17 protein-coding genes are annotated in these 26,540 nt (G+C 59.6%); 6 read left to right on the forward strand and 11 right to left on the reverse strand.

Features of this window, described 5'->3' with window-relative positions; all coding sequences use genetic code 11:
* Positions 1 to 18 precede the first annotated feature (18 nt).
* Entirely contained in the window at positions 19 to 2,526 is a 2,508-nt protein-coding gene (gene ligD, locus HU730_RS03405; RefSeq protein WP_186527729.1) for a DNA ligase D, read from the reverse strand.
* 24 nt (positions 2,527 to 2,550) lie between these two features.
* A complete protein-coding gene (locus HU730_RS03410; protein WP_034127353.1) occupies positions 2,551 to 3,390 on the reverse strand; it encodes a Ku protein in 840 nt (279 codons plus the stop codon).
* A 185-nt stretch (positions 3,391 to 3,575) separates the two neighbouring features.
* Between HU730_RS03410 and HU730_RS03415 the strand changes: the two genes are divergently transcribed.
* Both HU730_RS03415 and HU730_RS03420 read left to right on the forward strand, forming a co-directional pair.
* Entirely contained in the window at positions 3,576 to 3,884 is a 309-nt protein-coding gene (locus tag HU730_RS03415; protein WP_054921925.1) for a hypothetical protein, read from the forward strand.
* Between the two features lie 12 nt (positions 3,885 to 3,896).
* Entirely contained in the window at positions 3,897 to 5,054 is a 1,158-nt protein-coding gene (locus HU730_RS03420; RefSeq protein ID WP_186527730.1) for a PQQ-dependent sugar dehydrogenase, read from the forward strand.
* Positions 5,055 to 5,140: 86 nt separating this feature from the next.
* Here the strand turns inward: HU730_RS03420 and HU730_RS03425 are convergent, their stop codons facing one another.
* Complete coding sequence (locus tag HU730_RS03425) at positions 5,141 to 5,620, reverse strand: nuclear transport factor 2 family protein (RefSeq protein WP_186527731.1); 480 nt, start codon at positions 5,618 to 5,620, stop codon at positions 5,141 to 5,143.
* Between the two features lie 54 nt (positions 5,621 to 5,674).
* Positions 5,675 to 6,238 carry a TetR/AcrR family transcriptional regulator gene (locus HU730_RS03430; protein WP_186527732.1) on the reverse strand — a complete coding sequence of 188 codons (564 nt, stop codon included), beginning with the start codon at positions 6,236 to 6,238 and terminating at the stop codon, positions 5,675 to 5,677.
* A 124-nt stretch (positions 6,239 to 6,362) separates the two neighbouring features.
* Here HU730_RS03430 and pssA point away from each other — a divergent pair, with 124 nt between their 5' ends.
* Complete coding sequence (pssA, locus tag HU730_RS03435; protein ID WP_057977292.1) at positions 6,363 to 7,706, forward strand: CDP-diacylglycerol--serine O-phosphatidyltransferase; 1,344 nt, start codon at positions 6,363 to 6,365, stop codon at positions 7,704 to 7,706.
* Between the two features lie 120 nt (positions 7,707 to 7,826).
* Positions 7,827 to 11,258, forward strand: a complete 3,432-nt coding sequence (locus HU730_RS03440; RefSeq protein WP_186527733.1) for a hypothetical protein — start codon at positions 7,827 to 7,829, stop codon at positions 11,256 to 11,258.
* A 56-nt stretch (positions 11,259 to 11,314) separates the two neighbouring features.
* Here HU730_RS03440 and efeO (HU730_RS03445) read toward each other — a convergent pair whose 3' ends face one another.
* The 4 genes from efeO (HU730_RS03445) to efeU are packed head-to-tail and all read right to left on the reverse strand — an operon-like array spanning position 11,315 to position 15,533.
* On the reverse strand, positions 11,315 to 12,130 hold the full coding sequence (gene efeO, locus HU730_RS03445) for an iron uptake system protein EfeO (RefSeq protein WP_034127360.1): 816 nt from the start codon (positions 12,128 to 12,130) through the stop codon (positions 11,315 to 11,317).
* A gap of 25 nt (positions 12,131 to 12,155) precedes the next feature.
* Positions 12,156 to 13,460: an iron uptake transporter deferrochelatase/peroxidase subunit gene (gene efeB / locus HU730_RS03450; RefSeq protein WP_186527734.1), complete on the reverse strand. Its 1,305-nt coding sequence runs from the start codon at positions 13,458 to 13,460 to the stop codon at positions 12,156 to 12,158.
* A 14-nt stretch (positions 13,461 to 13,474) separates the two neighbouring features.
* On the reverse strand, positions 13,475 to 14,677 hold the full coding sequence (efeO, locus tag HU730_RS03455; protein ID WP_034127361.1) for an iron uptake system protein EfeO: 1,203 nt from the start codon (positions 14,675 to 14,677) through the stop codon (positions 13,475 to 13,477).
* Between the two features lie 10 nt (positions 14,678 to 14,687).
* Complete coding sequence (efeU, locus tag HU730_RS03460) at positions 14,688 to 15,533, reverse strand: iron uptake transporter permease EfeU (protein ID WP_034127362.1); 846 nt, start codon at positions 15,531 to 15,533, stop codon at positions 14,688 to 14,690.
* 168 nt (positions 15,534 to 15,701) lie between these two features.
* Between efeU and HU730_RS03465 the strand changes: the two genes are divergently transcribed.
* Together HU730_RS03465 and HU730_RS03470 are read left to right on the forward strand one after the other, a co-directional pair.
* Positions 15,702 to 16,715, forward strand: a complete 1,014-nt coding sequence (locus tag HU730_RS03465; RefSeq protein ID WP_096144574.1) for an AraC family transcriptional regulator — start codon at positions 15,702 to 15,704, stop codon at positions 16,713 to 16,715.
* A 303-nt stretch (positions 16,716 to 17,018) separates the two neighbouring features.
* Positions 17,019 to 20,420 carry a hypothetical protein gene (locus HU730_RS03470; RefSeq protein ID WP_186527735.1) on the forward strand — a complete coding sequence of 1,134 codons (3,402 nt, stop codon included), beginning with the start codon at positions 17,019 to 17,021 and terminating at the stop codon, positions 20,418 to 20,420.
* Positions 20,421 to 21,190: 770 nt separating this feature from the next.
* Here the strand turns inward: HU730_RS03470 and HU730_RS03475 are convergent.
* From HU730_RS03475 to HU730_RS03485, 3 genes are all read right to left on the reverse strand, one after another.
* Positions 21,191 to 21,715 carry a hypothetical protein gene (locus HU730_RS03475; protein WP_186527737.1) on the reverse strand — a complete coding sequence of 175 codons (525 nt, stop codon included), beginning with the start codon at positions 21,713 to 21,715 and terminating at the stop codon, positions 21,191 to 21,193.
* A gap of 218 nt (positions 21,716 to 21,933) precedes the next feature.
* Positions 21,934 to 23,349: a TolC family protein gene (locus HU730_RS03480; protein WP_181125262.1), complete on the reverse strand. Its 1,416-nt coding sequence runs from the start codon at positions 23,347 to 23,349 to the stop codon at positions 21,934 to 21,936.
* Positions 23,346 to 26,525: an efflux RND transporter permease subunit gene (locus HU730_RS03485; protein ID WP_034127367.1), complete on the reverse strand. Its 3,180-nt coding sequence runs from the start codon at positions 26,523 to 26,525 to the stop codon at positions 23,346 to 23,348. The genes HU730_RS03480 and HU730_RS03485 overlap by 4 nt, the downstream gene beginning before the upstream one ends.
* Positions 26,526 to 26,540: the final 15 nt, after the last annotated feature.

Genomic DNA, 26,540 nt, shown 5'->3' on the forward strand with positions numbered 1-26,540 from the left:
CCTGGCTCAGGGCGCGGATCACCCAGTGGGTTGCGCGCCCAACTTGTCCCACATTTTTTTGCTGATCTTCTGCCGATTGGCATACCCCGCCCACGGGTCGTCCTTCAAGGCCTGCAACCGTTGGTGCAGGTTCGCCACTGTCCACTGTTGGGCGCCGCGCAATCCTTTCAACTCCTCTCGACTCACCGGCACCGACACTGGCAAGCCCGGGCGTGCCCGCACTGAATACGCCGCCACGGTACTGGCGCCGCGGGCGTTACGCAGGTAATCGATAAAGATCTTGCCCACGCGGTTCTTGGGGCCACTGGTGGCGGTAAAGCGTTCGGGCAGTTGGCGGGTCATGAATTGGGCAATGGCTTTGGCGAATGCCTTGACGGTGTCCCAGTTATCGCGCCGGGCCAATGGCACGATCAAGTGCAGGCCCTTGCCGCCGCTGGTTTTGACGAAAGCCTGCAAGCCCAGCTCATCAAGTACCGACAGAGTCAGTTGGGCCGCTTCCAGCATGGCTTTCCAGGGCAAGGCCGGGTCCGGATCGAGATCGAGCACGAACAGGTCGGGCGTTTCAATCTTGTCTGCGGTAGCGCCCCAGGTGTGAAGCTCGACCGTACCCATTTGCACCGCGCCGACCAGGGCTTCCACGCTGTCTATTTCCATCAGGCGCGCATGGCCTGGATCCAGCGCCGGGTCCAATTGCTTGATGTGGGGTATTGCCATGCGCTCTGAGTGTTTCTGGAAGAACTGCTCACCTTCGATCCCTTCCGGCGCGCGCAGCAGGGACACGGCACGTGCGCGCAGAAAGGGCAGGATCCATTCGCTGATATCGGTGTAGAACTGTGCCAATTGCTGTTTTTGCGTGCCGCTGTGCTTGTCGATAATGCGCTCGGGGTGAGTGATTTTCACGTTCTTCACCGTTGCCTGCGCTTTACCGGCTTTCGATGCCTGCGGTGCCTTGACCGACTTGGCCGCGCGCGGCTGTTCATGAATGATCTGCGAGGCTGGCTTGTCGGTGCGCAGGCTCACAAACGCGGCTTGGCGCACCACGCCTTCACGGGTCCATTCGGCAAATTGCACTTCGCCTACCAGGCTCGGCTCAACCCAATGCACGCCGCGGGCCTGGGCACTGGTCAATGGCTTTTGCAGTGGCGAGTCCTTGCGCTCGAGCGGCGTGAGCTTGGCATAGATGGTTTTCAGCGCCGCCTGATCAAAGCCCGTGCCCACGCGCCCGGCATATACCAGGCCGGTGTCATCGTTGACCGCCAACAGCAGCGCCCCAAAGCCGCTGCGCGAACCTTGGGGGCGGGTGTAGCCGACAATCACGAACTCCTGGCGCAGGCGGCATTTGAGCTTGATCCAGTCGGCACTGCGCCGCGACACGTAGGGGCTGCCGGCGCGCTTGCCGATCACGCCTTCGAGCGACAGGTCACAGGCGCTCTCGAAAATATCGCGCTGGCTGGCGGCAAAGGCTTCGGAGAATCGCAGCAGTTTGCTTCGGCTGGCGGACAGTGCGGATTTAAGCGCAGCCCGACGCTCTTCGACCGGGTCTTCGCGCTGGTCGCGGCCATTCAAAAAGGGTGCATCGAACAGGTAATAGACGATGTCCAGGCTGCGGCCGATATCGAATGCGTTTTGCAGCGCCTGGAAATCCGGCAGCCCGTCGCCATTGAGGCTGACCACTTCGCCATCCAGCCAACTGTCTTTGAGCTTGAGCGCTTGCAAGGCTTTGCACTGACGCGGCAGGCGTTCGGTCCAGTCGTGGCCGTTGCGGGTGAACAGGCGCACTTCACCGTCGCGAATGCGCGCCATGATGCGGTAGCCGTCGAACTTGATTTCGTAGCGCCAATCACCTTCGGGGGCGCGGTCGACCAAGGTTGCCAGTTGGGGGGCAAACTCGTCAGGCAGGGCAGCGTTGCGCTTGGGCGCTTTGGCTTTTGGCGCGGCCTTGGCCTTGGCTTTTGGCTTGCCCACGACCGCATCGCTGAGCACGCTGGCGGGCTCGGCCTCGACAATATCGAACTCAGAGGCCGGGCGCGCCTGCTGATCGTTTTCCTTGATCAACAGCCACTGCTCCTTGTCACCGCTGCCCTTGAGGCGGGTACGTACCAGCGCCCAGTCACCGGAGAGTTTCTCACCCACCAGGGTGAATTTGAGTTTACCCGCCGCGTAGGCTTTGCGCGGATCATCGTGGGGTTGCCAGATGCCTCGGTCCCACACGATTACATCCCCCGCACCGTATTGGCCGGCGGGAATACTGCCCTCGAAACTGCCATAGCTCAGTGGGTGGTCTTCAACATGCACCGCCAGGCGTTTCTGGCTCGGGTCCAGGCTTGGGCCCTTGGGCACCGCCCAGCTCAGCAGCACGCCATCCAGTTCCAGGCGAAAGTCATAGTGCAGGTTGCGCGCATCATGCTTTTGAATCACAAAGCTCAGGGCCGAAGCGTTACGTTTGCTGGCGGGTGAGCTGCCGGCGGGTTCGGCGGTGATCTTGAAATCGCGCTTGCGGTTGTACTCGCTCAGGGGCTTTGCCATGTCGTTCTCCCGTCAATGGCAGGCTCAAGAGGCCTTGTTATTGGACTTTTTCGCGGCGCTCTTTTTCGCCGCAGGTTTACCCGCCAGGCTGCGTTTGAGCAGTTCGGTCAGGTCGATGACATCCGCGGATTTTCGCTCTTCGCCGCCTTCGGCCGTTTCCACATCTTCGATCTTGCCGGCCTTGGCCTTCTTCGCCACCAGCGCCCTGATCTTGTCCTGGAAGCTGTCACGGTATTCATCGGGCTGCCAATCGGCGCTCATGTCTTCCACCAGGCGCTTGGCCATGTCCAATTCACCTTTGGCCAGGGTCGGCTTTGTCACATCGCTGCCCAACTCCAACTCATCCAGGCTGCGCACTTCGGCGGGCCAGCGCAGCATGACCAGCACCAGGGCCGACTCCAGCGGCATCAACGCAGCCAGGTGTTGCTTGGTGTGCAGCACCACATTGGCCAGGGCGACCTTGCCGGTTTTTTTCAGCGCTTCGCGCAGCAGTGCATAGACCTTGCCGCCGCGTTTATCCGGGGCGAGAAAGTAGGGCGTGTCGATGTTTTGCAGGGGGATCTGGTCGCTGGCGACGAAGGCGATGATTTCGATGGTCTGGGTGGACTTGGGGTGTGCCGAGCGAATTTCGTCTTCGCTGAGCACCACATAGCGTCCTTTTTCAAAGGCCACGCCCTTGACGATATTGTCTTTGGTGACTTCCTTGCCGGTGGTTTTGTTGATGCGCTTATAGCCCACCGGGTCCATGCTGCGCTTGTCCAGCCAGTCGAAGTCGACGCCTTGTGAAGAGGTCGCCGAGACCAGCGATACCGGGATGTGAACCAAGCCGAAACTGATGGCGCCTTTCCAGATTGCCCGTGGCATAGGTGTGATTCCTCAACGAAGAGCCTGTGTGCTGGTGACTCGCAGAGCACGGCAAAAGTTTCGGCGGATAGATGCTCGGACAGATCGTGTTACACCTGATGAGAAACTATTTAGTGTCACAACGCGAACCCACGGCGTAGCGTGTTATCGAAAGCACGTAGTACTTGGCATAGAGAGGTTTGGCCATGAACCGTTGTGTACGTCATCTTTCAGCATTGGCGCTGGGCCTGGCCCTTGCGCCATTGGCCCAGGCGCAAAATCTGCCAGGGCGTAGCGACTACGGCCCTATTCACCGGGCCAACCCCAATAGCATGCAGGGCACCCAGCCCAATGCACCGGCGGTTCGCAGTATCCAGCCTGTCCCGGCAAACCCGCGGCCGACGCTGGAAAACGGCGGCATCGGCAACCGCTACCCCAAGCAGGAGGCGGCCCCCAGCCGACCAGCCACCGTACCCAAAGCGCCCACCTATGATGCCAACGGCAATCGCCGCTAAGGATTTCGCCTTATGTTTGTAAGTAAAACCCTGCTAGCCGCCCTGTGCGCCAGCGCGTTACTGCCGTTGAGCGCGGCGTATGCCGCCGATAGCCAACAGTTCCCCAGCGAGCAAGGCAGCATCACCGCCACGCCGGTTGCCAAGGGCCTTGACCATCCGTGGGCACTGGCGTTTTTGCCGGACCAGCAAGGTTTCCTGGTGACCGAACTGCCTGGAAACCTGCGTTTTGTGAGCCCGGACGGCAAGCTGTCTGCGCCCTTGAAGGGCGTGCCGCAGGTATGGGCCAAAGGACAGGGTGGGTTGCTGGATGTGGTGCTGTCGCCAGACTTCAAGCAGGACCGTCTTGTGTACCTGTCGTACGCCGAAGGCGGTGGCGAGGGTGGCAAGGCCGGCACATCCGTAGGGCGTGGTCGTTTGGCGGCCGACTTGAGCGGCTTGGAGGACTTCAAGGTGATACTGCGCCAGGAGCCCAAGCTGTCTACTGGCAACCACTTTGGCTCGCGCTTGGCCTTCGACCGTGATGGCTACCTGTTCGTGACTCTCGGGGAGAACAACGACCGCCCCACGGCCCAGGACCTGGACAAGCTGCAAGGTAAAGTGGTGCGCATCTACCCGGATGGGCGCGTGCCGGACGACAACCCCTTTGTCGGTCAACCCGGCGTGCGTCCGGAAATCTGGTCCTACGGGCAGCGTAACCCTCAGGGGCTGGCCCTGAACCCCTGGAGCGGCACGATCTGGGAACATGAACACGGGCCCCGTGGCGGCGACGAAGTCAATATCATCGAGCGCGGCAAGAACTACGGTTGGCCGTTGGCAACCCATGGCATCAACTATTCCCTGCTGCCGATTCCGGAAGCCAAGGGCAAAACGGCAGAGGGCACAGTGGCGCCCCATCATGTCTGGGAGAAATCGCCGGGCATCAGTGGCATGGCGTTCTACGACGCCGACCGATTCAAGGCATGGCAGCACAACCTGTTTATCGGCGCGCTGGCCAGCCAAGAGCTGATTCGGTTGCAGTTCGAGGGGGACAAGGTGATCCACGAAGAACGCTTGTTGGGCGAATTGAAAGCGCGAATTCGCGATGTGCGGCAGGGGCCGGATGGCTTTCTGTATGTGCTGACTGATGAGGATGACGGCGTGTTGTATCGGGTTGGGCTGAATCAGGACTAAACGTACGTGGGGCTGACAGCAGACGCTGATCCAATTGATGCCCTGCGATCCAAGTGTGGGAGCTCATTCGGTCTGCAGAGTCGGGGTTATAGCCCCAGCTCTGACAGGCCTGGATGGTCATCCGGGCGCCGCCCCAGCGGCCAATGGAACTTGCGTTCGCTCTCTTTGATCGGCATATCGTTGATGCAGGCAAAGCGGTTGGCCATCAAGCCGTTCTCGTCGAACTCCCAGTTCTCATTGCCGTACGAGCGAAACCAGTTACCCGAATCATCGTGCCATTCATAGGCATAGCGCACGGCGATGCGGTTATCGGTGAAGGCCCACAATTCCTTGATCAGTCGATAATCCAGCTCCTTGGCCCATTTGCGGCTCAGGAACTGCTTGGCTTCTTCGCGGTTATGGGCAAATTCGGCGCGGTTACGCCAGTTCGTATCCAGGGTGTAGGCCAGAGACACGCGTTGTGGGTCGCGGGAGTTCCAGCCGTCTTCGGCCAGGCGGACTTTTTCGATGGCCGAATCGCGGGTAAACGGCGGCAGGGGTGGACGGACTTCTTCTTGGGCTGACATGGGCGGCTCCTCAAAGTAATTAAGGTTGGGTCGAAAGTTGCCTGGTCTGTGAGTTCAAAGTTGCAGTAAGGTCCGCGCCATGCATTGCGCACTATCGGCAGCTGTTGAATCACCCATGACCAGGGCGACGGTAATGGCACCATCGATCAGGATCAGCAGTTGCGCGGCCTGCTGCTCCGGGTCGGGAGTGCCATGTGCTTGGCACAGTTCGAGTGCGTACTCGAACAGTTTGCGTTTATGGGCCTTGGCCAACAGGCGCACCGGGTCCTGGGCGTCGCCGGTTTCACCGCTGGTGTTGATAAAGGCGCAGCCGCGAAAGTCCGCCGAGCCGAACCAGCGCTTGAGCGCGCTGAACAGCTCCAGCAGGCGCTGGCCGCTGTCGTCGCTGTGTTCCACTTCGCTGCGCAGCCACTGCATCCAGCGCTCGTCGCGGCGTTGAAGGGCAGCAATCACCAACTCATCCTTGTTGGCGAAGTAGCGGTAGATACTCTTTCTCGACACCCCGGCGGTTTTCACCAGTAAGTCCATGCCGGTGGCAGCAATGCCGTGGCGATAGATCAATTTCTCGGTGACGTCGAGGATGATGTCGCGGGTTTCATTCTGAGTGATATCGTTCATGTTTCGCACAGTAGAACGATCGTTCTTCATGGTCAACGGGTTTTTTGAATTGCCCACTGCGAGACCTGAGCAGCCTCATGGTGTAAGCTTTGGGCCTCTTCGGATTCGACCCATTGCGAGCCCTATGCCGTCGTTCTTCAAACGCTCCCTGTTGCCCAAGCTGCGCGGTTTCCCGTTGTCCAACGAGGCCATTGAAGTGCTGCCCAGCGCCGACGCCTACCGTCGCTGCTTGTTGGAGAAAATCGCCCAGGCCACGCGGCGTATCTACATCGTTGCCTTGTACTTGCAGCAGGATGAGGCGGGGCAGGAAATCTACGACGCGCTGCATGCCGCCAAGGCCGCACGGCCCGAACTGGACATCGTGGTGATGGTTGATTGGCTGCGCGCCCAGCGCGGGTTGATCGGCGCGGGCAAGCAACCGGGCAACAGCGCCTGGTACCAGGCGATGACTCAGCGCCACGCCACCGAAGTACCGGTGTACGGCGTGCCGGTGCAAACCCGCGAGCTGTTCGGCGTGTTGCACCTCAAGGGTTTCGTGATCGATGACAGCGTGCTGTACAGCGGCGCCAGCCTGAACAATGTGTACCTGCACAAGTTCGATAAATACCGCTTCGACCGTTACCATCTGATCCATAGCCAACCCCTGGCCGATTCGATGCAGCACCTGGTGGAACACGGCCTGGTGGCGTCCAAGGCCGTGCATCGCCTGGACCTGCCGAACCCGCCCACCACTCGCAGCCTGCGCAACGATATCGGCGACCTGCGCAGCCGTCTCAAGCATGCGGCCTACGACACTACGGCCGGGCAGTTGCCCAACGGCCATCTGTCGCTCAGCCCATTGCTGGGCGTCGGCAAGAACAACCCGTTGAGCCGGGTGATCCTCGAATTGATCGCCAGCGCCCAGCAGCAGCTGACTATTTGCACGCCGTATTTCAACCTCCCATTGCCGGTGACCCGTGAGATCAACCGCGCTCTGGCACGCGGTGTGAAGATCGACATCGTGGTGGGCGACAAGACCGCCAACGATTTCTACATTCCGCCCACCGAACCTTTCAAGGTGATTGCGGCGTTGCCGTACCTGTACGAGATCAGCCTGCGACGCTTTGCCAAGCGGCATCAGCCGATGATCAACAGCGGCCAGTTGAACCTGCACTTATGGCGCGACGGCGATAACACCTACCATCTAAAGGGCATGTGGGTGGATGAGCGCTACACCTTGCTCACCGGCAACAACCTCAACCCTCGGGCGTTTCGCCTCGATTTGGAAAACGGCTTGCTGATCGATGATCCACAAGGGCAGTGGCTAGCGCCGCGGCGTACCGAGTTGGCCCAGATCTTCCAGCACGTAACCCGTATCGAGGGCTACCAACAGTTGCAAACGCTGGTGGATTATCCACCCGCGGTGGGCAAGTTCCTGCGCCGGGTCAGTCGAGTGCGCATCGAGCGGTTGCTGTACCGTATTCTGTAGGACTGTTTTCACCGCCTTAGGAGTTTACCTACTCGCATAGCTTGTGTTGGTTGCTACGTTGTTTCTCGACGGTTCTTAGGGACGAGAACTCTGCCCTTGATTGGTTCAGAGGAAACAGACATGTCGAGTATCAGCCCTAGTCGCGACACCCTTGCGTTTACGCCGCCGCTGCATTCTGTGAGCCCGGCGGCAAACGCCTTCCCCGACCCCGTTGTTCGCAGCAAGCGCGAAGCAGCCTCAAATCCTGCTGTAGATAGTCCCCGACGATGGACGCTGCAACCTGTGCCCTTGGCGTCGAGCGAGGGTGATCACCGCCTGCGTAACGAGCTAGCGACATCAGCCACGCGCCACGCGTGGGATTCCCTCGTCCAGATCCCCACCGACAGCACTTTCTACGCAGGCTTTGCCGCTTTGCGCAGTGCGTTCAATACTGATGAAGTCAAGGCGTGGATTATGAGCAAAGGCATGGCCCTGGATACCGTGGTGGTAAAACCGGATTCGATCACAGGGCTGGTCTTAAGCGGTCGCGTGGGAACGCGAAAGACGTTCACTCTGAACGACGATTCTGGCTGGTGGCAGGTCGGGGCCCGATTGCGCGCCGCTGCCACGGCGCTGGATAGGGCGGGTAATGGGGTGGCTTATGTGCCGGAACAGTCCGACCGGTTTTCTCGCAATGCTGTCTTGCAGTGGCATGACATCACCCCGCCAACGAATGCCGATGAGTTGGCGTTGGTGCGTGGACAACTGTTGGCGGAGGAATGGTCCGGTTGGTCAACCGAGACAAAAGGCCGGCTGCAGGGCAGCAGCCTTGCGGCAAGAAAAACCATCGACCGGCTGGACGAGCGTCAATACCTGGCAGGTTGCCTGGCTGATCTGGTTCGCAATCGACCCGACGACGAAGAGGTGTCGCTGGCCGATGCGCAGACGCCGATCGGCGCCACGTCGGTGCTTGCCACAGACGGTGCCGACAAGGCAGCCGTGCGTGATGTACTGATTTCTCACGGCTTCCTCGTACCCAAGACCGCGAAGGAAGTGCGCAATGTCATTCGCTGGTTGCAAGCTGCGGTGGCGCCTGCCCCTGCGCTGGGTAATTACGCGCAATTGCTTGCACGACCATGGGCACCGGGCATGTTGTCTGAAAATGACAAACGTTTGGTAGCTCAGTTCATGCGCGACGATGCCATCAGCCGCAGCGAACCGAGTCTATTGCGCGCCTTGGATTTTCGCGGCGTACTCGATGAGCACACCCCGCAAGAAGTGCGTGCCAACGCCGACAAGATACTGGAGCGGTTCCTCGACCACCCGTCAGCCCTGAACTGGGGCAAGGCCGCTGCTCGCAGTTTGTATTTTCAGAGCGCGTCCGGCACCTATGACTTATCGACCCTAGAAGCCAAACAGTGGGCACTCACTGCGGCCCTGTTGCAGATCGACCCCGAGATGCCTCGGCGCCCTGGAAACGTTGCCGGTTATGACATCTATCAGCCCGCCAACAGTGGACGGACGATGGCGTCGGTACGCGCTGAAATCGAGACCCAACTGGCTCAGAACACCTTGCTCGATCCAAAGACGGTACCGCTGGCCGCGCATCTGTTGTTGGCCAGTAGCGCGCCCGAGTTTCTGGTCCGGGATATCCCTTCCACGATGCGGATAGGCTCGGTGGAATGGGCCGACTTTCGCCTGGGGGTCACGTTTGCCGAGCGTCAAGGTGGGCCTGGTTGCTCGCGGCGCATGAGCTACACCGAAATTATGGGGCTCAGCCGGCTGAGCACCAGTACGCCGGGCGAAGCGGCGGTATTGGATAATTATGGGATCGACGTGTTACTCGATTGGGGCTTGATGCGCGGGCTTTATGAAAAGCCAGTGGATGGCCGCTACACACAGCAGCACCATCTGCAGGCCATCACGGCTTTCAATGAGGAGTGCGAGCAACTCGTTTATGCGTTGGAGCAGTTCAACCTGCCGCTGCCTATACGAGAAGACTCGGCGATCAGGAACTTGCAGACAGTATTTCCAGGCCTGAGCGCGGAACAGTTGAAAGCCATGCGGGTATACATCGCAGACCCGGATGAACGCCGCAACATGAAGCTGTCCGAGCCGAGAACGCGTACGCTGATCGAGACGTACATGACCGGCGACCTTACAAGGGACCGGTGGATGCTGCTGGCGCCCGGGGAGCAGCCGCCACAACCAGCCCGGCGCACCTCTCCATTTGTCATTCCGCGGCTGAGCGCATCCGACCAGGCAGCCGTTGATGCCAACGTGCAAGCGTTGAACGCCAGGATCGCCCATTTACCGGATGTGCAGGCCCAGTTGCCCGGTGAAGTCGATGCCTACCTGGACAAACTCAAGCAGGGTTTGAGCATCGCCACAAGACGCATGATCGCCCAACTGCCGTTGGCTGATCGCCAAGCCTTGGAGTGGGGGGACGTGGACCTGTTTGCCTTGCGCGAGGCAACCGATAGCGTGCCTGAGATAGATGTAACACCGGAGCAGGTGGAGGAGCGCAGAGGGCGAAAGGGCACGCTGATACGCTGTAATTACAACGGGGTAATCAGCTACTTCGAGGTGTTCCCGGACAAGCTGTTGATCGTCAAGCGCGAAGACCTGCCGCGTGATTTGGCCCTCGGGGGGACCTTTCAAACGGTGCCGAAGACGTATGGGCCTTGGGCGGTGTCAGAGCTCCCCGTGCGGCTGGGCGCGGTGGAACCATTTGATTTTGCCGCTTACAGCTCCAATGCCTTGCCCAGGCCCGGTGTGACCTCGCCAGGTGTCATTATTGATAAGCTGGGCGAGACCCTGCACGCTACGCCGGTCTCTGTACAGGGCGAGGCATCCAACGAGGTGCCTAACAGTTTTTCGTCGCCCCGCACCCAGTCAATTGTCGATCGGATCATGCAGGGCAATTTTATCCATCATCGTGCCAGCGTGCTGAAGGTCGCGCATGGCATGTTGCCGCTGGAACAAAAGCGCGAAATATTGCGACGCAACGACAGTATTTTGTTGAGCATGATCCCGTTTGTCGGGGCCGTCATTGACCTGACCAAAGGCAACATCGTTGAAGGGATGCGCGGGCTGATCATCGACACCGCCGGGGCATTCGCAGGTGGGGCATTTGGAACCTTGAAACCGCTCGTCAAGTCCACAAAAGCTGTGGCTCCCTTCGGCGTCAAGGCGTTTCGCGTACTGGAAAAGGGGGTTGAGGTGGTCAGTGGCTTCTTGAACCCACTGGATGGCGCGGCAGATTTGATGGCCGCTGGAGGGAAAGGGCTCGTCGCGCTGCCTAAAGCGTTAGGCAGGGCATCGAACCCCTCAGTGCTTTTAAAGCTTGGCGTGGTGGAAGAAAAACTGCGCACTTGCCTGGGTGTATCAAACCAGTTGCAGGCGCCGCACAATGTCCAGGAGCAGGCGGTTCAGCCTGGTGCTCATAACGGACACAATCATTCGATACCGGTGTACGCGGTACAGACCGATGGACGTTGGTACGCGACCCATCCAAAGACCGGGTTGCCGACCGGCACGCCGCTGGATGGGTTTGAAGCACTGCCCGCATGACGACCTGAAACACTTCAGGCAGCGCCCTCGCCGTGATGTACGGGGGGCGCTTTCGATCAGTTGAGTCCCAACTTCCCACGCAAAGTGGACAAATCTTCCGCCAGTGTATTGACCGGGCCCACTAAAGCCTTACGGTCGTTTTCCTTGACTTTGTCGTAGGTCTCGAAGCCGCCATCCGAGGTCTTGTATTTGGCCAGGATCTTGTCCACGGCGGCGAAGTTTTTATCGACCTTGGCCAAAAATGCCTTGTCTTGGTGGTCGATCTGGCCACGGAACAGGTCGACGATTTTCTTTGCACCGTCGATGTTGCCTTGGAAGTCGTACAGGTCGGTATGGCTGTAACGGTCTTCCTCACCGGAGATCTTGGTGGCGGCGACTTCCTCAAGCAGCGCTGCGGCGCCGCCGACGACTTTTTCCGGCGGGAAGGTCAGGCCGTCAACCCGGGTTTTCAGGTCCAACACGTCCTTGTTGAGTTTATCGGCCAGGGCGGCGAGGCCCTGGGTGGTGTTCTCGGAGAACAGGCTGTACTCGATGCGGTGGAAGCCGGTGAAGTCTTCGGCCTTGACGCCTTTCTCGTGATCGTCGACGCGTGAGTCGATGGACGCGTCGAGGTCGCTGAACAGCTCGGCGATCGGTTCGATGGACTCATAGTGCACGCGAGTCGGCGCGTAGAGCTTCTTGGCGGTGGCCAGGTCGCCTTTATTGATGGCGTCAGTAAACGCCTGGGTCTGGGTGACCAGCTCAGCGATTTCTTCGGTGACGTAGATTTTGTAATCCGACACCGGGCCCACCAGGTCCAACGGCGCAGTAGCGGCGAAGCTTGCCAGTGGCGAAAGGCTGAGTAACAACAACGCGATAGACGACTTCTTCATGGGAGGCATTCCGCTGTGGGGTGTTTTAGGTCTTGGCAGGGGGGTGAGGGTGCGTTGCGGCGAGCAGCGTGCGTCCGATGAAATCCTTGGGCCCGGTGACACCCGGCAAGGTAAAGAAATACCCGCCACCCACTGGCTTGAGGTACTCCTCCAGCGGTTCGCCGTTGAGCCGGGTTTGCACGCTGATAAAGCCTTTCTCCAGGTCAGCCTGGTAGCAGATGAACAACAAGCCCATGTCCAGTTGACCGTTTTTGTTGACGCCGTTGGAGTAGTTGAACGGCCGCCGCAGGATCAGGTTGGCCTGGGTCTGCGGGGTGCGCGGGTTGGCCAGGCGGATGTGAGCATCAAGCTTGGTCAACTTGCCTTGCGGGTCCTTGCGGTAGTCCGGGACCTGGGTTTCGTGCTGGCCGTCCATGGGCGCGCCCGTGGGTTTGATACGGCCGATGATGCTTTCCTGTTCTTGCAGCGGGGTGCGATCCCAGCGCTCGACAAAGTTACGGATGATGCGCACGGCTTGGTAACTGCCATGGGCGGCCCAGGCCGGCTCGTCGCCGGTGGGCTGTACCCAGACGATCTGGTCCATGGCCTTGTCATCGTTGGAGTTGGGGTTGGCCGAGCCATCACGAAAGCCCAGGAAGTTGCGCGCACTCTGTGCCGGTTCGCCGGGCTTGGCCGGAGCCTGGGGCGGCACGCTGCCTTCTTGCTTCCAGCGCACCAGCAGCAGGTCGGGCAGGTTTTTGACGATGTCGCGCAGCGCGTGGATATTGGTGTCTGGCGTGTTGGAGCTGAACTGCAGGCTCAGGTCGCCGTGACACTGCGCCGGTTCCAGTGCATCGTTGGGAAAGCCGACCATGCGACTCAGGCGCTTGGGCTTGGCGGCGGCAAGGCCGAAGCGCTCGTCGAACAACGACTCACCGACCGATACTGTAATGGTCAGGTTATCCGGTGTGACCACAGGGCCAAGGATGCCGGAATCGGTGGGCGGCAATTTCGGGTCGACCTGGGGCACGGTGCCGCCGGTCATCAGAAATGCGATGCGCTCGTTGAGGGTGCGGAACAGACGTTCCAGGTCTTGGCGGTCGCTGGCCAGTACATCGAACGCCACGACCATGCCGCAGGCCGGGCGCGGGGTGACGATGCCGCTCTGGTGCTTGCCGAAAAACGCCTGGTGGTCCTGGGTCTTGTCACTGCGCGGTGCGGTGGTGACTTGCTCAGCCGCTGCCGCCATCGCCGGGCAGGTCAGGCTGCTGCCGGCAATCGCAGCGCCGGTGGCCGCCATGCCCAACAGGACGCGGCGACGTTGGAGGTCAAACTGTTCTGTATCACTCATGTATGCGGTCGTCTTCACTGCAGGCCGGAAAGGCCAAGGGCGGGGTCGATTCCATCGAGTGCAACGGCCAGTGCCTTGGCCTTGTCGCCGATCTGCTTGCGCTGATCGGCTGTAACCTTGTCGTAGCTGGGGTAGCGGTCATTCACCTTGAGCCCGTCGAGTTCGCTGTCGAAGGCGTTGAGCGCGCTGTCGATAGCGGGCAACAGGTCGGCGGCGGACTTGACCAGCAACGGGCGCATCAGGTCGACCACCTTGCGCGCGACCTGCTGATTGGCGGCAAAGCCGTTCAAGTCGATGTGGCTGTAGCGTTCCTCTTCACCGCTCGCCGCCCGCACGTCCGCCAGGCTGTTGAGGTTGTGGACCACGATGCTCACCAGTTGCTCCGGGGGCAGGGACTGGGCCAGTAATTGCTGCTTGAGCGTGGTGACGTCGGTAACCAGGCGTTGGGCGACCGGCGCGAGGCCATCAAGGCTGTGTTGCTGGAATAGGCTGTATTCGAGGCGGTGGAAGCCGCTGAAGGCGGGGTCCTGTTCGCGCTGTTCAAAATAATCGGCGCGGGCATTGATCGCGTTATCCAATTCGGCCAGACGCTGAGACGCCGGCGCCAGGCGCTGATACGCCTCGCGCGCCGGTACATACAGCGCCTGGGCCTGGGCCAGGTCGCCGGCGGCGATGGCCTGTTGCAGGACCGTTACGGCCTTGACCAGCGCACCGCCTTGGCTGCTCAGGTACACGCGAAACTCAGACAACGGGCCGATAAAGGCCACCATCGACGGCTTGGCCTTGGCTTGGGCGTCAGACTCTGCCGTGGGCGTGACATGCAAGGTGCCGCGAGGGTTGCTCAGCAGGCCACAGGTAATGGCGTAGTCGCCGGGCAGCAGGTTGGCGTTGATCACTTGGCTCAGGCCTGGGGCGATGTTTTCCCGCTCTTCGACCACCAGCACGCCGTCGAGGATTTCCCACTCCACCGCGCGGTCGGAGCGGTTGATGATGCGAAAGCTGGCATGTCCTGCTGGTACCGTCAGGGCGTTGGGTTCGCAGGCGTGGCCGTGGATGGTCACCGCGATTTCATTGTGGTTGGTCTGGCGCTTGCCGGCGGCCAATTGCGAGGCGTAGTAGAACAGGCCTCCGGCGGCGATCATCACCACCACCGAGCCGGCCACGCCCCAGCGCAGGGCGCGGGACGGCGGGGCCGATTGAGGGGTTGGGTTGGACAAGAGACGGTCCTTACTGGCTGGAAACTGAAGAGGTATTGGCAACGGGCTGGGTAGGGGCCGCGGGCAGGAAGAACATCACCAGGGCCACCACCAGGTAAATCAGATAGGCGCCCAGGGTGCTCACGGTCGGCGCCTCCTGGTAACCGAACATACCGGCCAGTACCGAACCGAGCGGGCTGTCCATGGGCAACGCAGCGCTGAAGTCGAATAGCACGGTCTGCCAGTGATTCCACACGCCGGCTTCATGCAGGGCTTGCACCGAATTGGCGAGAATGCCGGCCGCGACCACCAGGATGAACAGGCCGGTCCAGCGGAAAAACGCACTGAGGTTCAGGCGCATGCTGCCGGAATAAATCAGCAAACCCACAACAATGGCCAGGGCCAGGCCAAGCAGGGCGCCCACCGGAGCGCCCGGACCTTCGCTTTGCTGGAACACGGCCAACAGGAAGAACACCGTCTCCAGCCCTTCGCGGGCCACGGCGAAGAACACCATGGCGATCAAGGCGAACACCTGATGCCTGGAGCCGGCCAGCGCATGATCGAGGGACTCATGCAGCGAGTGTTTAATCGAGCGCGCCACTTTGCGCATCCAGAACACCATGGAACTGAGGATGCCCACGGCCACCAGACCGACGACACCTTCAAACAATTCCTGCTGCTTTTGCGGGAATTCCGCACTGACCAACTCCAGGCCGCCGCCCACCAGCAGCGCCAGCGCTGCCGCCAGGAACACGCCGATCCACACTGCAGGCATCCACTGGCCACGCCCGGTCTGTTGCAGGTAACTGGCGATAATGCCAACGATTAATGCCGCTTCAATGCCTTCGCGCAGCATGATTAAAAAAGGAACGAGCATCGGGCACCCGGGCACAACTAGTTAGGGAGCTAAGTTGTAACATAATGATACTCATTGCTAAACAAGAAATATTGACCTTTGCTGAACGTGGGCTGAACGGTGGTGGCGAAGCGCAACCGCCTTTATGATGCAGACCACCCAGACTGCAGCCGGACAGTTCAACGCCCCATGTCGGAAAAAGACACTATCTCCATCCACCTTGTGCGCGAAGCGCTGTTGCACAGTTGCGCGCCGGGAGCGGCCACCGTTGAGGCATTGAGCAAAGTCGGGATTGACCCGGCGTTGCTTGAGCAGCCCGACGCTCGCGTGGCGGCCACGGCCTATGCACGTCTGTGGCGCTTGCTGGCGCGGCGCAGGGACGATGAGTTTTTTGGCATGGACCCACGCACACTCAAGTCCGGTAGCCTGGCGTTCCTGTGTCGCGCCTCCATGGCGCAACCCAGCCTGGCGGCCGGCCTGGAAACCGGCTTGGGGTTTCTCTCGTTGATGCTTGAGCATCTTCCGGCCCAACTGGTTCGCCAACAGAGTCTGGCGGAGATCGTCCTGCTAGAACCTGGTGAGCCAAAACGCGCTTTTACCTATTTCACCTATTGGATGATCGTCCACGGCGTCGCCTGCTGGCTGGCGGGGCGGCGCATCCCGATCCTCGCCATTGAACTGCGTTGCGCGCAGCCGGACTTCTGTGACGATTACCGGGTGATGTTTTCTGACAACCTGCGCTTTGACCGACCACGCACACGCATGATTTTTTCAGCCGATTGTCTCGACCTGCCGATCAAGCGCAGTCCGGAAGAACTCAAGCGCTTCCTTGCCCGTGCGCCGGCCAACATCCTGGTCAAATACCGCGATCCCGAAAGCCTCGCCACCCGCATCAAGCACGACCTGCGCCAGATGCCGCCCCATACCTGGCCTGAAACCGAGGGCCTTGCGGCCAGCTTGTGCATTTCCGCTTCCACACTGCGCCGCCGCCTGGCAGAGGAGGGGCAGACTTATCAGGGGCTCAAAGACGGTGTACGCAAGGAGCTGGCGATTGTGTGGCTGGCTGAACCGCAGATCAGTTTTGCCGAGATTGCGTCGCGGTTGGGGTTTGCCGATACCAGTTCGTTCTACAAGGCGTTCCGCAAGTGGTCCGGGTCCAATCCGGGGCACTTGCGCAGCCTCATTCTGCGCGACGCGAGTTGAGTCGGCAGCATTTAGCGTAGCGAAAGGTCTGGCTTGTGCCTCGTCTTTTTCCTATGGAGCCAGCGCAGACCTTCTCTCAGTCTGGAAACCCTTATTGAACGCTGGGTCATGGACGTGTTATCAAAAGTTCCTGCAGCAATACCTCTTCTCTCTTCAGCGCGTTTCGGTCCCCCACCTTTTGTTACCCCCCCTGAGGTCTCGTCATCGTGGGTTGCCGGGTCGGATCCCGCGCAACACAGATTCACTCAAGGCGAGGCGGACGCGATTGACCGGCAAGCCTGGTTGACCGTGTTGGAGCGCAGTGTGCTCGAAAAGGCTGACTATGCCTTCGTCGACCTGGCGAACCTGCGGTTTAACCTGGCACCCCGTCCTGGCGCCGTCGACAAAGACACCACCGCGCTGGCGTTTCTGCAACAACGTTTTCCAGGGCTGAGTGGTGAAAACCTGCCGCGAACGGCCGCGCAGGTGCGTAACCTGATCAATTGGCAGCGTCTTGGGCTACCATCGAGCCCTGCCTTGGGCAACTACACCTGGGCATCTGCGCAGGCACCCGAGCCAGGCCACCCAAGCCTGAGCCTTGACGAACGCCAACGCTTGGTCGAGGCGTTAAGAACCTATGTCGGCGACGGCATCCTCACCAGCATGAACGTGACCACGCAAAACATGGATGATCAGATCACTCGGCATCTGAGTAGCCATGCACCGCTCAATCGCTATCGGCAGAACACATTGCTGGCTGCGATTGGGCGTGATCCTGCCGGGTTTTCAAACGACCAGCGCAACCAACTGCTGCTGACTGCCCTGATGTTGAGCATTGACCCCGAGCTGGGGCAGCGTAGAAACCATATCGCAGGTTATGACCTGTACTCACCGGCTAACGCCGGGCGTACACTGGCAGAAGTCAAGGGCGACTTGAAGGCGCATCTGGTGCGCAATGGGCGCGTGCGGCCCGAGGCGGTGGATGCCACTGTGCATATCATGCTGGCCAGTGTCGCTCCAGAGTTTGTGCTGCCAGACACGCCGGATACGTTGCGCATCGGCTCTCCTGCCTGGGTGGTACTCAGGAAAACTGTCGCGTTGCTGGAGGAGTCAGCAGAGGGCTCCAGCCGCACCCTCACCTATGACCAGGTGCTGGAGCGCGCCATCCTCCAGGCCCAGACGCCGGAGCAAGTGGTGTTGTTTCATGCCATCGAAACAGAACCGCTGCTTGATTGGGCAACGATGCACGGGGTCATTGCTCGGCGAGCGGACGATCAGTACACCACCCAAGACCTGCAAGTCGCGGCGACAAAATACAACGACTATATCGAGAGCTCTCATCAGGCCCTTGTAACATTGAGCACCCCGATAAAAGACCGGCGAGCGCGAGCACAGGCTGACCTCGAACGCGTGCTTCCCGGGCACGATCTGAACGAACCGATGCATACCGTGGCGTACCGGTTTCCCCGGTTGCTGTCTAATATGGTGCCCGGGTTACCCTGGTTGCAGCGCAGTCTCGGCTTTAAGGAAAGTCTGGTTGACCTGCACATGAGCGGCAATCTCAAGTACGGTGAGTTTGCCTCGACCAGGCTTGAGGATATGACTGGCGCCACGCTGTTCAAAGATGAATATGACCCCAGGCTGGCCTCCCTGCGGGTGCACTTCACGAGGTTGAAACATTCCGGGCAGTCCCTTGCCGAGGCTGTCAAGGGTGATACCGAGCGTTTTCAAAAGGCCGTCTCCACGGGCCTGAAAGACATTCTCAGCAAAATGCCCTACGCGGACCGGCAGGCACTGGCCACTCAGGAACTGACCTTCTATCGAGTCGAGGCCGAATCCATTAATGGCGCAGGTACTTCCATAACAGATGCCGATGAGCAACTCCAGGCGGTGAGGGGGCGCTATGGCTTCCTGATCGGCGTCGGGCAGGGCAAAGATGCCAAGTGTTATGAGTTTTTTCCCATGAGCGGGACCTATGTCGAACGGCACGACTTCAAGGCGATGTTGGACAAAGGCGAGGCTATCGTCCCGCGGTTGTGGGTGACCCGTATGAAGTCCCACGTGGACGGTCCACGGGCGGGGGCATCCGAGGTACAGATCAGGGCATTGCGCGAAACACTGCCGGCAGCGACCTCTTCACAAACGCTGGCACCGCTTGGTTTTTTTTCGGAGCGGGCCAATGCGATTGCTGACTACGTAGCCCAACGCAATCTGGTGCTGGATCCCGAACAACTCCTCACTACCGCAATGGGGCAAACGGCCTCGGAGCGTTTCCAGGCTCGGGTCAAACGGGTCAGTAAAACACTTGTAAATACATTGATTCCCTTCAAGGCTTGCTACGACGACATTGTCTCCGGGCACGTCAAAAAAGACCTGAGAGCGTTGACAGGGTGCGCCACCGACGTTGCGGTAGCCATTACTGTCGTCGCAGGAGGTGCAGCGGAGGGGGCTGCAGCGTTCGATAAGGCGCAAACCGGCTTTTCCAGGCTGGCGGCGGCTACCCGGGCGGTGGGGACAGTCACCAACGGTTTGCTCAATCCATTCGCCGGCCTCTCTGAACCTCTGCTCAAAGTCGCCAAGTGGGTAGGAAGCCGCCTGTTTCGGCTTGGAGAGAAGTCCCAGAGCGTGGTGCGCGCCGCTTGGAAAGCGCAACTCGAAGAACAGCGGGTCGGGCGCGTTCGGCAAATGCGCCGCGACTCGCTAAAAAGCACAGAAAAGCCGCAGGAAGAGCGCCCGGTGGAGACGCAACCGAACGAAGGCAAGGTCAAGCCAGGGCCGAGAGCCACACGCGCGGAGGTCAAGGAACTCATCGAGCGTTCGCAGCCGCTGATGGTGTCCAAGGTGGACGATGCACTTAAAGCGCTAGCAGACCCTGCGCTGACTGAAGACGTGGACTTTGTGCTCAAGAGCTTCCAGGGCATTAGACCTGATCACGCACGAAAACTGATGACCTCTCGCCTTACACGGCTCAAGACCAACGCTCAAGCGCTGACCACCAGAAACATAAAGTTCATGCGCTCCCGGGACCAACGATGGGTGGCGCAGGTCATCCCGGAAGATTTCAAGGTCGATAAGACGGGGAAATTCATGGAGGTCAACATTGATGGTGCCAAGCGCTATTACCAGCATTTTGGCTCCCACGAAGGCGCTATGAGCAACGCGTTGATTCATGAATTGGACCACCTGCCAGGCCCTGTGAGCCGAGGTACGCTTGATCTCGCCTACCTCACGCGGTTGAGAACAGATGAAGAAAATGCGGCAGGTTTGCTCAACTTGGCCAACGGGCATACCGACCCTGCAGTGTTGGTCCTGCCAGGTGAAGATGCACCAGTCCTTGTGGGCAAGACGGGCGTCAACATGTATGGCTCCCGCGCCGGCAATCTCAACGCGGAGTCCACGATGACCAGTGTTGCCCTGCTGTCTCAGCTCAAGACAGACCCCAACTTGTTCAAGCATAACCGCGCGATAATTGAAGCCGCGCAGGCGGCTTTTGGGGAATTACCGATCACCGATCAGGTACCCATAAGAATCGTCAGCAAACGCTCTGCGCGCGCCCCCGCGCCAGGGTTGATCTACGCGATGGACCAGGGCTCCAGGAAGCTGATCGGAGTTTACCGATTAATGCAGCAGCCTCCCGGTACAGTGCTTCCCGAGCGCCCGCTCACGCATCAGCCGGCACGTGACCAGGCGTTCAAGGCCTATGTGCAAGAGCACTTGGTATTTTAAAAAAGGTTCTTTTTAGAATGGGCCGCCAGGACGGCACCTGACTTGCTTGAAAGTGGCGTTACAGGCGGGATCAGGAAATAACTGACAGCGCCCTTCGCTTGAGTATGACAAACCCTGCCTTATTGTTTTTAGGAAGTGGCTGGCATATCCGAAGCAAAAAATCGTGCACAGTTTTAATGGTGATCCTACGCGGCCGCTACAGAGGCTTTTGGGTAGAGGGGTCACAGTACTTACCTGTGAGGGCGTTGCTATAGCTGAATGAGCACGTGGTGTGATGACCTTCATGCGTTAAGTTTTCAATCCATAATGTGATGGTGAACTTATGAAGCGTTTAATTGCGTTACCCTTTAGTGCGTTGATGGTGGTGTCTGTTCAGGTGTCTGCGCTTTGCTTGAATATTTCAGAAAACTTCACCGGGATAATCGGGCCTGGAGATGATAGTGTCGCCCATGGTCCCTTCACGATAACTGGTGCGAACGGTTGCTCCGACGCAAATATAAATGCCATGGTTTCCGCTGGCGGTGCAGGGAGAAGTCCTCAGATTTATATTGATCAAGAGGTCGGCAGTTCCTGGAAAGCCGTCGCCGGTAACGCGCTTTCAGTCAATACTTCCTGGGTAGGAACCTTAGGTACCTATCGAGTGAGGCTTCACAAACCGGATGGGGGATCAAAGTCCTATTCGGGTACCGTTAGATACGGCCGCTGACCCATAGATAAATAAGGTGTGCCAGAGGTTCTGGCACACTTCGATTTGGGTTTCTGCGTCGGGATCAAGCATGCTCTTCGACTGAAAGATCATTTTTCGAAGAGTTCGAGAAGTACGCCAACGCATTAATAGCGCGATTAGCATCCACCATCCCTTTTATGTATTCAGGAATGCCTTGCGAGCGCCCCACGCTTGGGTTGCTTTTAACAAAGTCAAGGTAATCATCCAGCTTTTCGTTGAATAGGGCGATTGCGTTGAATTTTACCTGTGTGTTTGTTTGTTTTCCGTTGGCATCAAATGCACCATCTCCAAATGTGAATATGCCGAAAGCATTTGCATCAATGATATTGCTCTCGTACAACCGCCTTCCGACTACTTTTAGCTCGTCAGTGCTGATAGATGTCAGGTCATAGCCCTTTAAAAACTGCTTCAGGTCAGCAAGATGCGTTTGCTGCCACATTCGCAGCTCATCAACGGCTTTGGACTCTTCAGTAAAAGTAAATGTGTTCGTCGTTTTCTCTGGATTTTTGATAACAAAAGCATCTGTCTGTTTGGAAAGTGTATTGGGGATTACCAATCTCATATCCATGCTCGTCTCCTTATAGGATGAAAGGTTCACCCTGCTATCGACCCCTTGCGACAGATATTTAACTTGCTTGAATATTTGGGAAGCGTCTTTCAGACAAGTATTACATGTAAGCCAAATTGATTGATCCGCTAATGCCAGGGTAAAAAAAAGCCCCGCGACCGAATGGACCGCAGGGCTAAAAATTGGCTGGATGCGACCAACCAAAGGAGCTCTTTACATCACTTGTTGCTAGCCACCACTGTATCCGGCTGCCAACCACCCCCAAGGGCCTTGTAGATTGCGACGATGCCGCGATACAGGTCGACTTCGGCCTGGGCCTGGGCGTCTTCGGCGGCCAGGCGTTCGCGCTGGGCGTCGAGCAGGACCAGGAAGTCCACGGTGCCTTCGCGGTAGCGGATCGCCGCAAGGTCGGCGGCGGCGCGGCTGGATTCGCTTTGGCGGATCAGCGAGACCAAACGTTGCTGGCGCTTGCCGTAGTCGCTGAAGGCGTTTTCAGACTCTTCCAATGCCAGCAACACTTGCTGTTCATAGGTGGCCAGTGCGCCATCGGCTTCGGCATTCGCGCCACGCAAACGCGCGCGTACGCTGCCCAGGTCAAACGCGGCCCAAGTGATGCTCGGCCCTAGAGACCAGGCATTCGCGGCGGCCGAGCCGATCTGCGAACCACGCCCGGCGGTGAAGCCGAGGAAACCGCTGAGGCTCACCCGTGGGAACAGGTCGGCCTTGGCCACGCCGATACGTGCGGTGGCGGCGGCCAGTTTGCGTTCGGCGCTGAGGATGTCCGGGCGCCGTTGCAGCAGTTGCCCTGGGTCGCCAATCGGCAACGCCTTGGCAATCGCTGGCAAGTCTTTCGGGCTCAGGTCCACGCTCAGCTTGTCGGGGCGCTGGCCGAGGAGGGTGGCGATGCGGTTGCGTTCGCGCACTTGTTCGGCCTGCAGTTGCGGCACGCTGGCTTCCACCGCCGCCAGGCGCGCATCGGCACGTTCCACGTCGAGCTGATCACCGACGCCGGCATCGCGCAGGCTGACGGTGATGGCACGCGACTCCTGCTGGTTCTTCAGGTTGTCCAGGGCAATACGTTCGCGCAGTTGCGCACCGCGCAGTTGGCCGTAGGCATCCACCAGCTCGGCAATCATGGTGACTTGCAGCTGGTACAGGTCGGCTTCGGCCACCTGCTGGTCGGCGTCACTGGCTTCCAGGTTGCGGCGGATACGTCCGAACAAATCCACTTCCCAGGCCATGTCCAGGCCCAGGTCGTAGCGCTCGCTGTTGACGCGTTTGGTGGTCTGGCCGGGAATCTGGCCCTTGCCCACATCGCTGCTGGCGCGGGAGGTGACCACCGGCATGATGTCGTTGGCCGCATCATCACGGATGGCCCGTGCCGCCCGCAGACGGGCGAAGGCCACGCGCAGGTCGCGGTTGCCGCTCAGGGACTGGGTCACCAGTTGGTTGAGGGTCGGGTCGTCGAACTGCTGCCACCAGATGCCTTCGTATTTGGCGTGGTCGTAGCTCTTGGTGTCGGCGGCGGCCGTGATATTGGCCGCCTCCAGTTGCTGGGTCTTGTAGTCCGGGCCTACGGCACAGGCGGCGAGCGCCAGCACCAACAGGCTCGGCAGGAATACTTTCACACTCATTGCTGTGTCTCCAGCTTCAAGGCCTTGGCCGCTTTGCGCGCTTCACTGCGCTCGACATAGCGACGGATCAGTACGTAGAACACTGGTGTCAGCAACAGACCGAAGAAGGTCACACCGATCATCCCGGAGAACACCGCCACACCCATGGCATGGCGCATCTCGGCACCGGCACCGCTGGACAGTACCAGCGGCACCACACCCATGATGAACGCGAACGAGGTCATCAGGATCGGCCGTAGACGCAGGCGGCAGGCTTCCAGTACCGCGGCGAGCGGGTCGAGGCCTTCCTGCTGTTTATCCTTGGCGAACTCGACGATCAGAATCGCGTTCTTGCACGCCAGGCCCACCAGTACGATCAGGCCGATCTGGGTGAAGATGTTGTTGTCGCCGCCCGAGATGATCACCCCGGTAATGGCTGACAGCAGCGTCATCGGTACGATCAGGATCACCGCCAGCGGCAGGCTCCAGCTTTCGTATTGGGCGGCCAGTACCAGGAAGGCCAGCAGCACGCAGAGCGGGAACACGAACAGCGCGGTATTGCCCGAGAGGATTTGCTGATAGGTCAGGTCGGTCCACTCGTAGGTCATGCCGTTGGGCAGTTCATCTTTGAGCAGTTTTTCAATCGCGGCCTGGGCCTGGCCCGAGCTGTAGCCCGGCGCGGCGTTGCCGTTGATTTCTGCGGTGATGAAGCCGTTGTAGTGCATGACGCGGTCCGGGCCCGAGGTGTCGCTGACCTTGATAAAGGTCGCCAGCGGGATCATCTCGCCTTTGTTGTTACGCACTTTCAGTTGGCCAATCTGGTCGGAGTCCTGGCGGAACTGTTGCTCGGCCTGCACGTTGACCTGGTAGGTACGCCCGAAGCGGTTGAAGTCGTTGGCATACAGCGAACCCAGGTAGACCTGCAGCGTGTCGAAGATGTCGCTGATCGCCACGCCGTGGGTCTTGGCCTTTTCGCGGTCGATGGCGGCGTCGACCTGTGGCACGTTCACGGTGTAGCTGGTGAACAGGCCGAACAGTTCAGGCACGCCGTGGCTCTTGGCAATCACGTTCTGCACTTCTTTGTACAGCTCGTCATAGCCGAGGTTGCCACGGTCTTCGATCTGCAGGCGGAACCCGCCGATGGTGCCCAGGCCTTGTACCGGCGGCGGCGGGAAGATCGCCATGTAGGCTTCTTCGATATTGGCGTATTGGCCGTTCAGTGCACCGGCAATCGCACCGGCAGACATGCTTGGGTCTTTGCGCTCATCAAAGGGCTTCAAGGTCACGAACACGATGCCGCTGTTCGGGCTGTTGGTGAACCCGTTGATCGACAGGCCCGGGAAGGCAATTGCGGCTTCCACGCCGGGTTGTTTAAGGGCGATCTCCGACATGCGCTTCATCACGTTTTCGGTGCGGTCCAGGCTCGCAGCGTCGGGCAGTTGGGCGAAGGCCACCAGGTATTGCTTGTCCTGGGCCGGTACGAAACCGGTCGGCGTGTGGGCAAAGCCGAAGAACGTCAGCACCATCAAACCCGCGTAGACGAACAAGGCAATACCGCTGCCGCGAATCACACGGCGCACGGTGCCTACGTAGCCATGGCTGGCCTTTTCGAAAAAGCGGTTGAAGGGACGGAACAGCCATCCCCCGAAGACCTTGTCGAGGAACTTGGAGAAACGGTCCTTCGGCGCGTCGTGACCGCGCAGCAGCACAGCGGCCAGGGCAGGGGACAGGGTCAGGGAGTTGAACGCCGAGATCACGGTTGAGATCGCGATGGTCAAGGCGAACTGCTTGTAGAACTGCCCGGTCAAGCCACTGATAAAGGCGGCTGGAATGAACACCGCACACAGCACCAGCGCCGTGGCGATGATCGGGCCGGTAACCTCGCTCATGGCTTTTTCGGTCGCCGGGAACGGCTCCAGGCCCAGTTCGATATTACGCTCGACGTTCTCCACCACCACGATGGCGTCGTCCACCACGATACCGATGGCCAGCACCAGGCCAAACAATGACAGGGCGTTGAGCGAGAACCCGAACAGGTGCATCACCGCAAAGGTACCGATCAAGGATACCGGCACCGCCACCAATGGAATGATCGAGGCGCGCCAGGTCTGCAGGAACAGAATCACCACCAGCACCACGAGGATCAGTGCTTCAAACAGGGTATGCACCACCGCTTCGATGGAACCGCGCACAAAGATAGTCGGGTCATAGGCGATGCGGTAATCCATGCCCGCCGGGAAGCTCTTTTTCAGCTCGGCCATTTTGCTGCGTACATCGTTGGAGATGTCGATGGCATTGGAGCCTGGACGCTGGAAAATCGGAATCGCAACGGCGGGCTGATTATCGATCAACGAGCGTAGCGCGTATTGGCTGGAGCCCAGTTCGACCCTGGCGATGTCCTTGAGGCGCGTGATTTCACCGTTGGCGCCGGCACGAATCACAATGTTCTCGAACTCTTCCTCGGTGACCAGGCGGCCCTGGGTATTGACCGACAACTGGAAGCTTGTGTCACTCGGCGCAGGCTGGGCGCCCAGGGCACCGGCTGCCACCTGGCGGTTCTGCTCGCGGATCGCCGTAACCACATCGGTGGCGGTCAGGTTGCGTGAGGCGGTCTTGTTCGGGTCCAGCCACACGCGCAGGGAGTAGTCGCCCATGCCGAACAACTGCACGTCACCGACGCCGCCCAGGCGGGCCAGTTCGTCCTTGATATTGAGGATCGCGTAGTTGGACAGGTACAACATGTCATAACGCTGATCCGGGGAGGTCAAGTGCACCACCATGGTCAGGTCGGGGGAGGCCTTGTCCACGGTAATACCGATGCGCGTCACTTCCTCCGGCAGCTTGGGCTGGGTGCGCGTCACACGGTTTTGCACCTGCACCTGCGCGTTGTCCAGGTCGGTGCCCAGGGCGAAGGTGATGGTCAGGGTCAGCTTGCCGTCGGCGGTCGACTGCGAGGACATGTACAGCATGTTCTCGACACCAGTGATGGCTTGCTCCAACGGCGCGGCCACGGTTTCACCGATGACTTTGGGGTTGGCACCCGGGAAGTTGGCGCGCACTACCACGGTCGGCGGCACCACCTCCGGGTATTCGCTGATCGGCAGTTGGAACAGCGAGATTGCGCCGGCGATCAGGATCAACAGCGACAGCACCGCTGCGAAGATCGGCCGTGAAATGAAGAACTTGGAAAAATTCATCTTGAGTCGTATCCC

This window comes from Pseudomonas sp. SWRI22 (assembly GCF_014268395.2).
Lineage (GTDB): Bacteria > Pseudomonadota > Gammaproteobacteria > Pseudomonadales > Pseudomonadaceae > Aquipseudomonas > Aquipseudomonas paracarnis.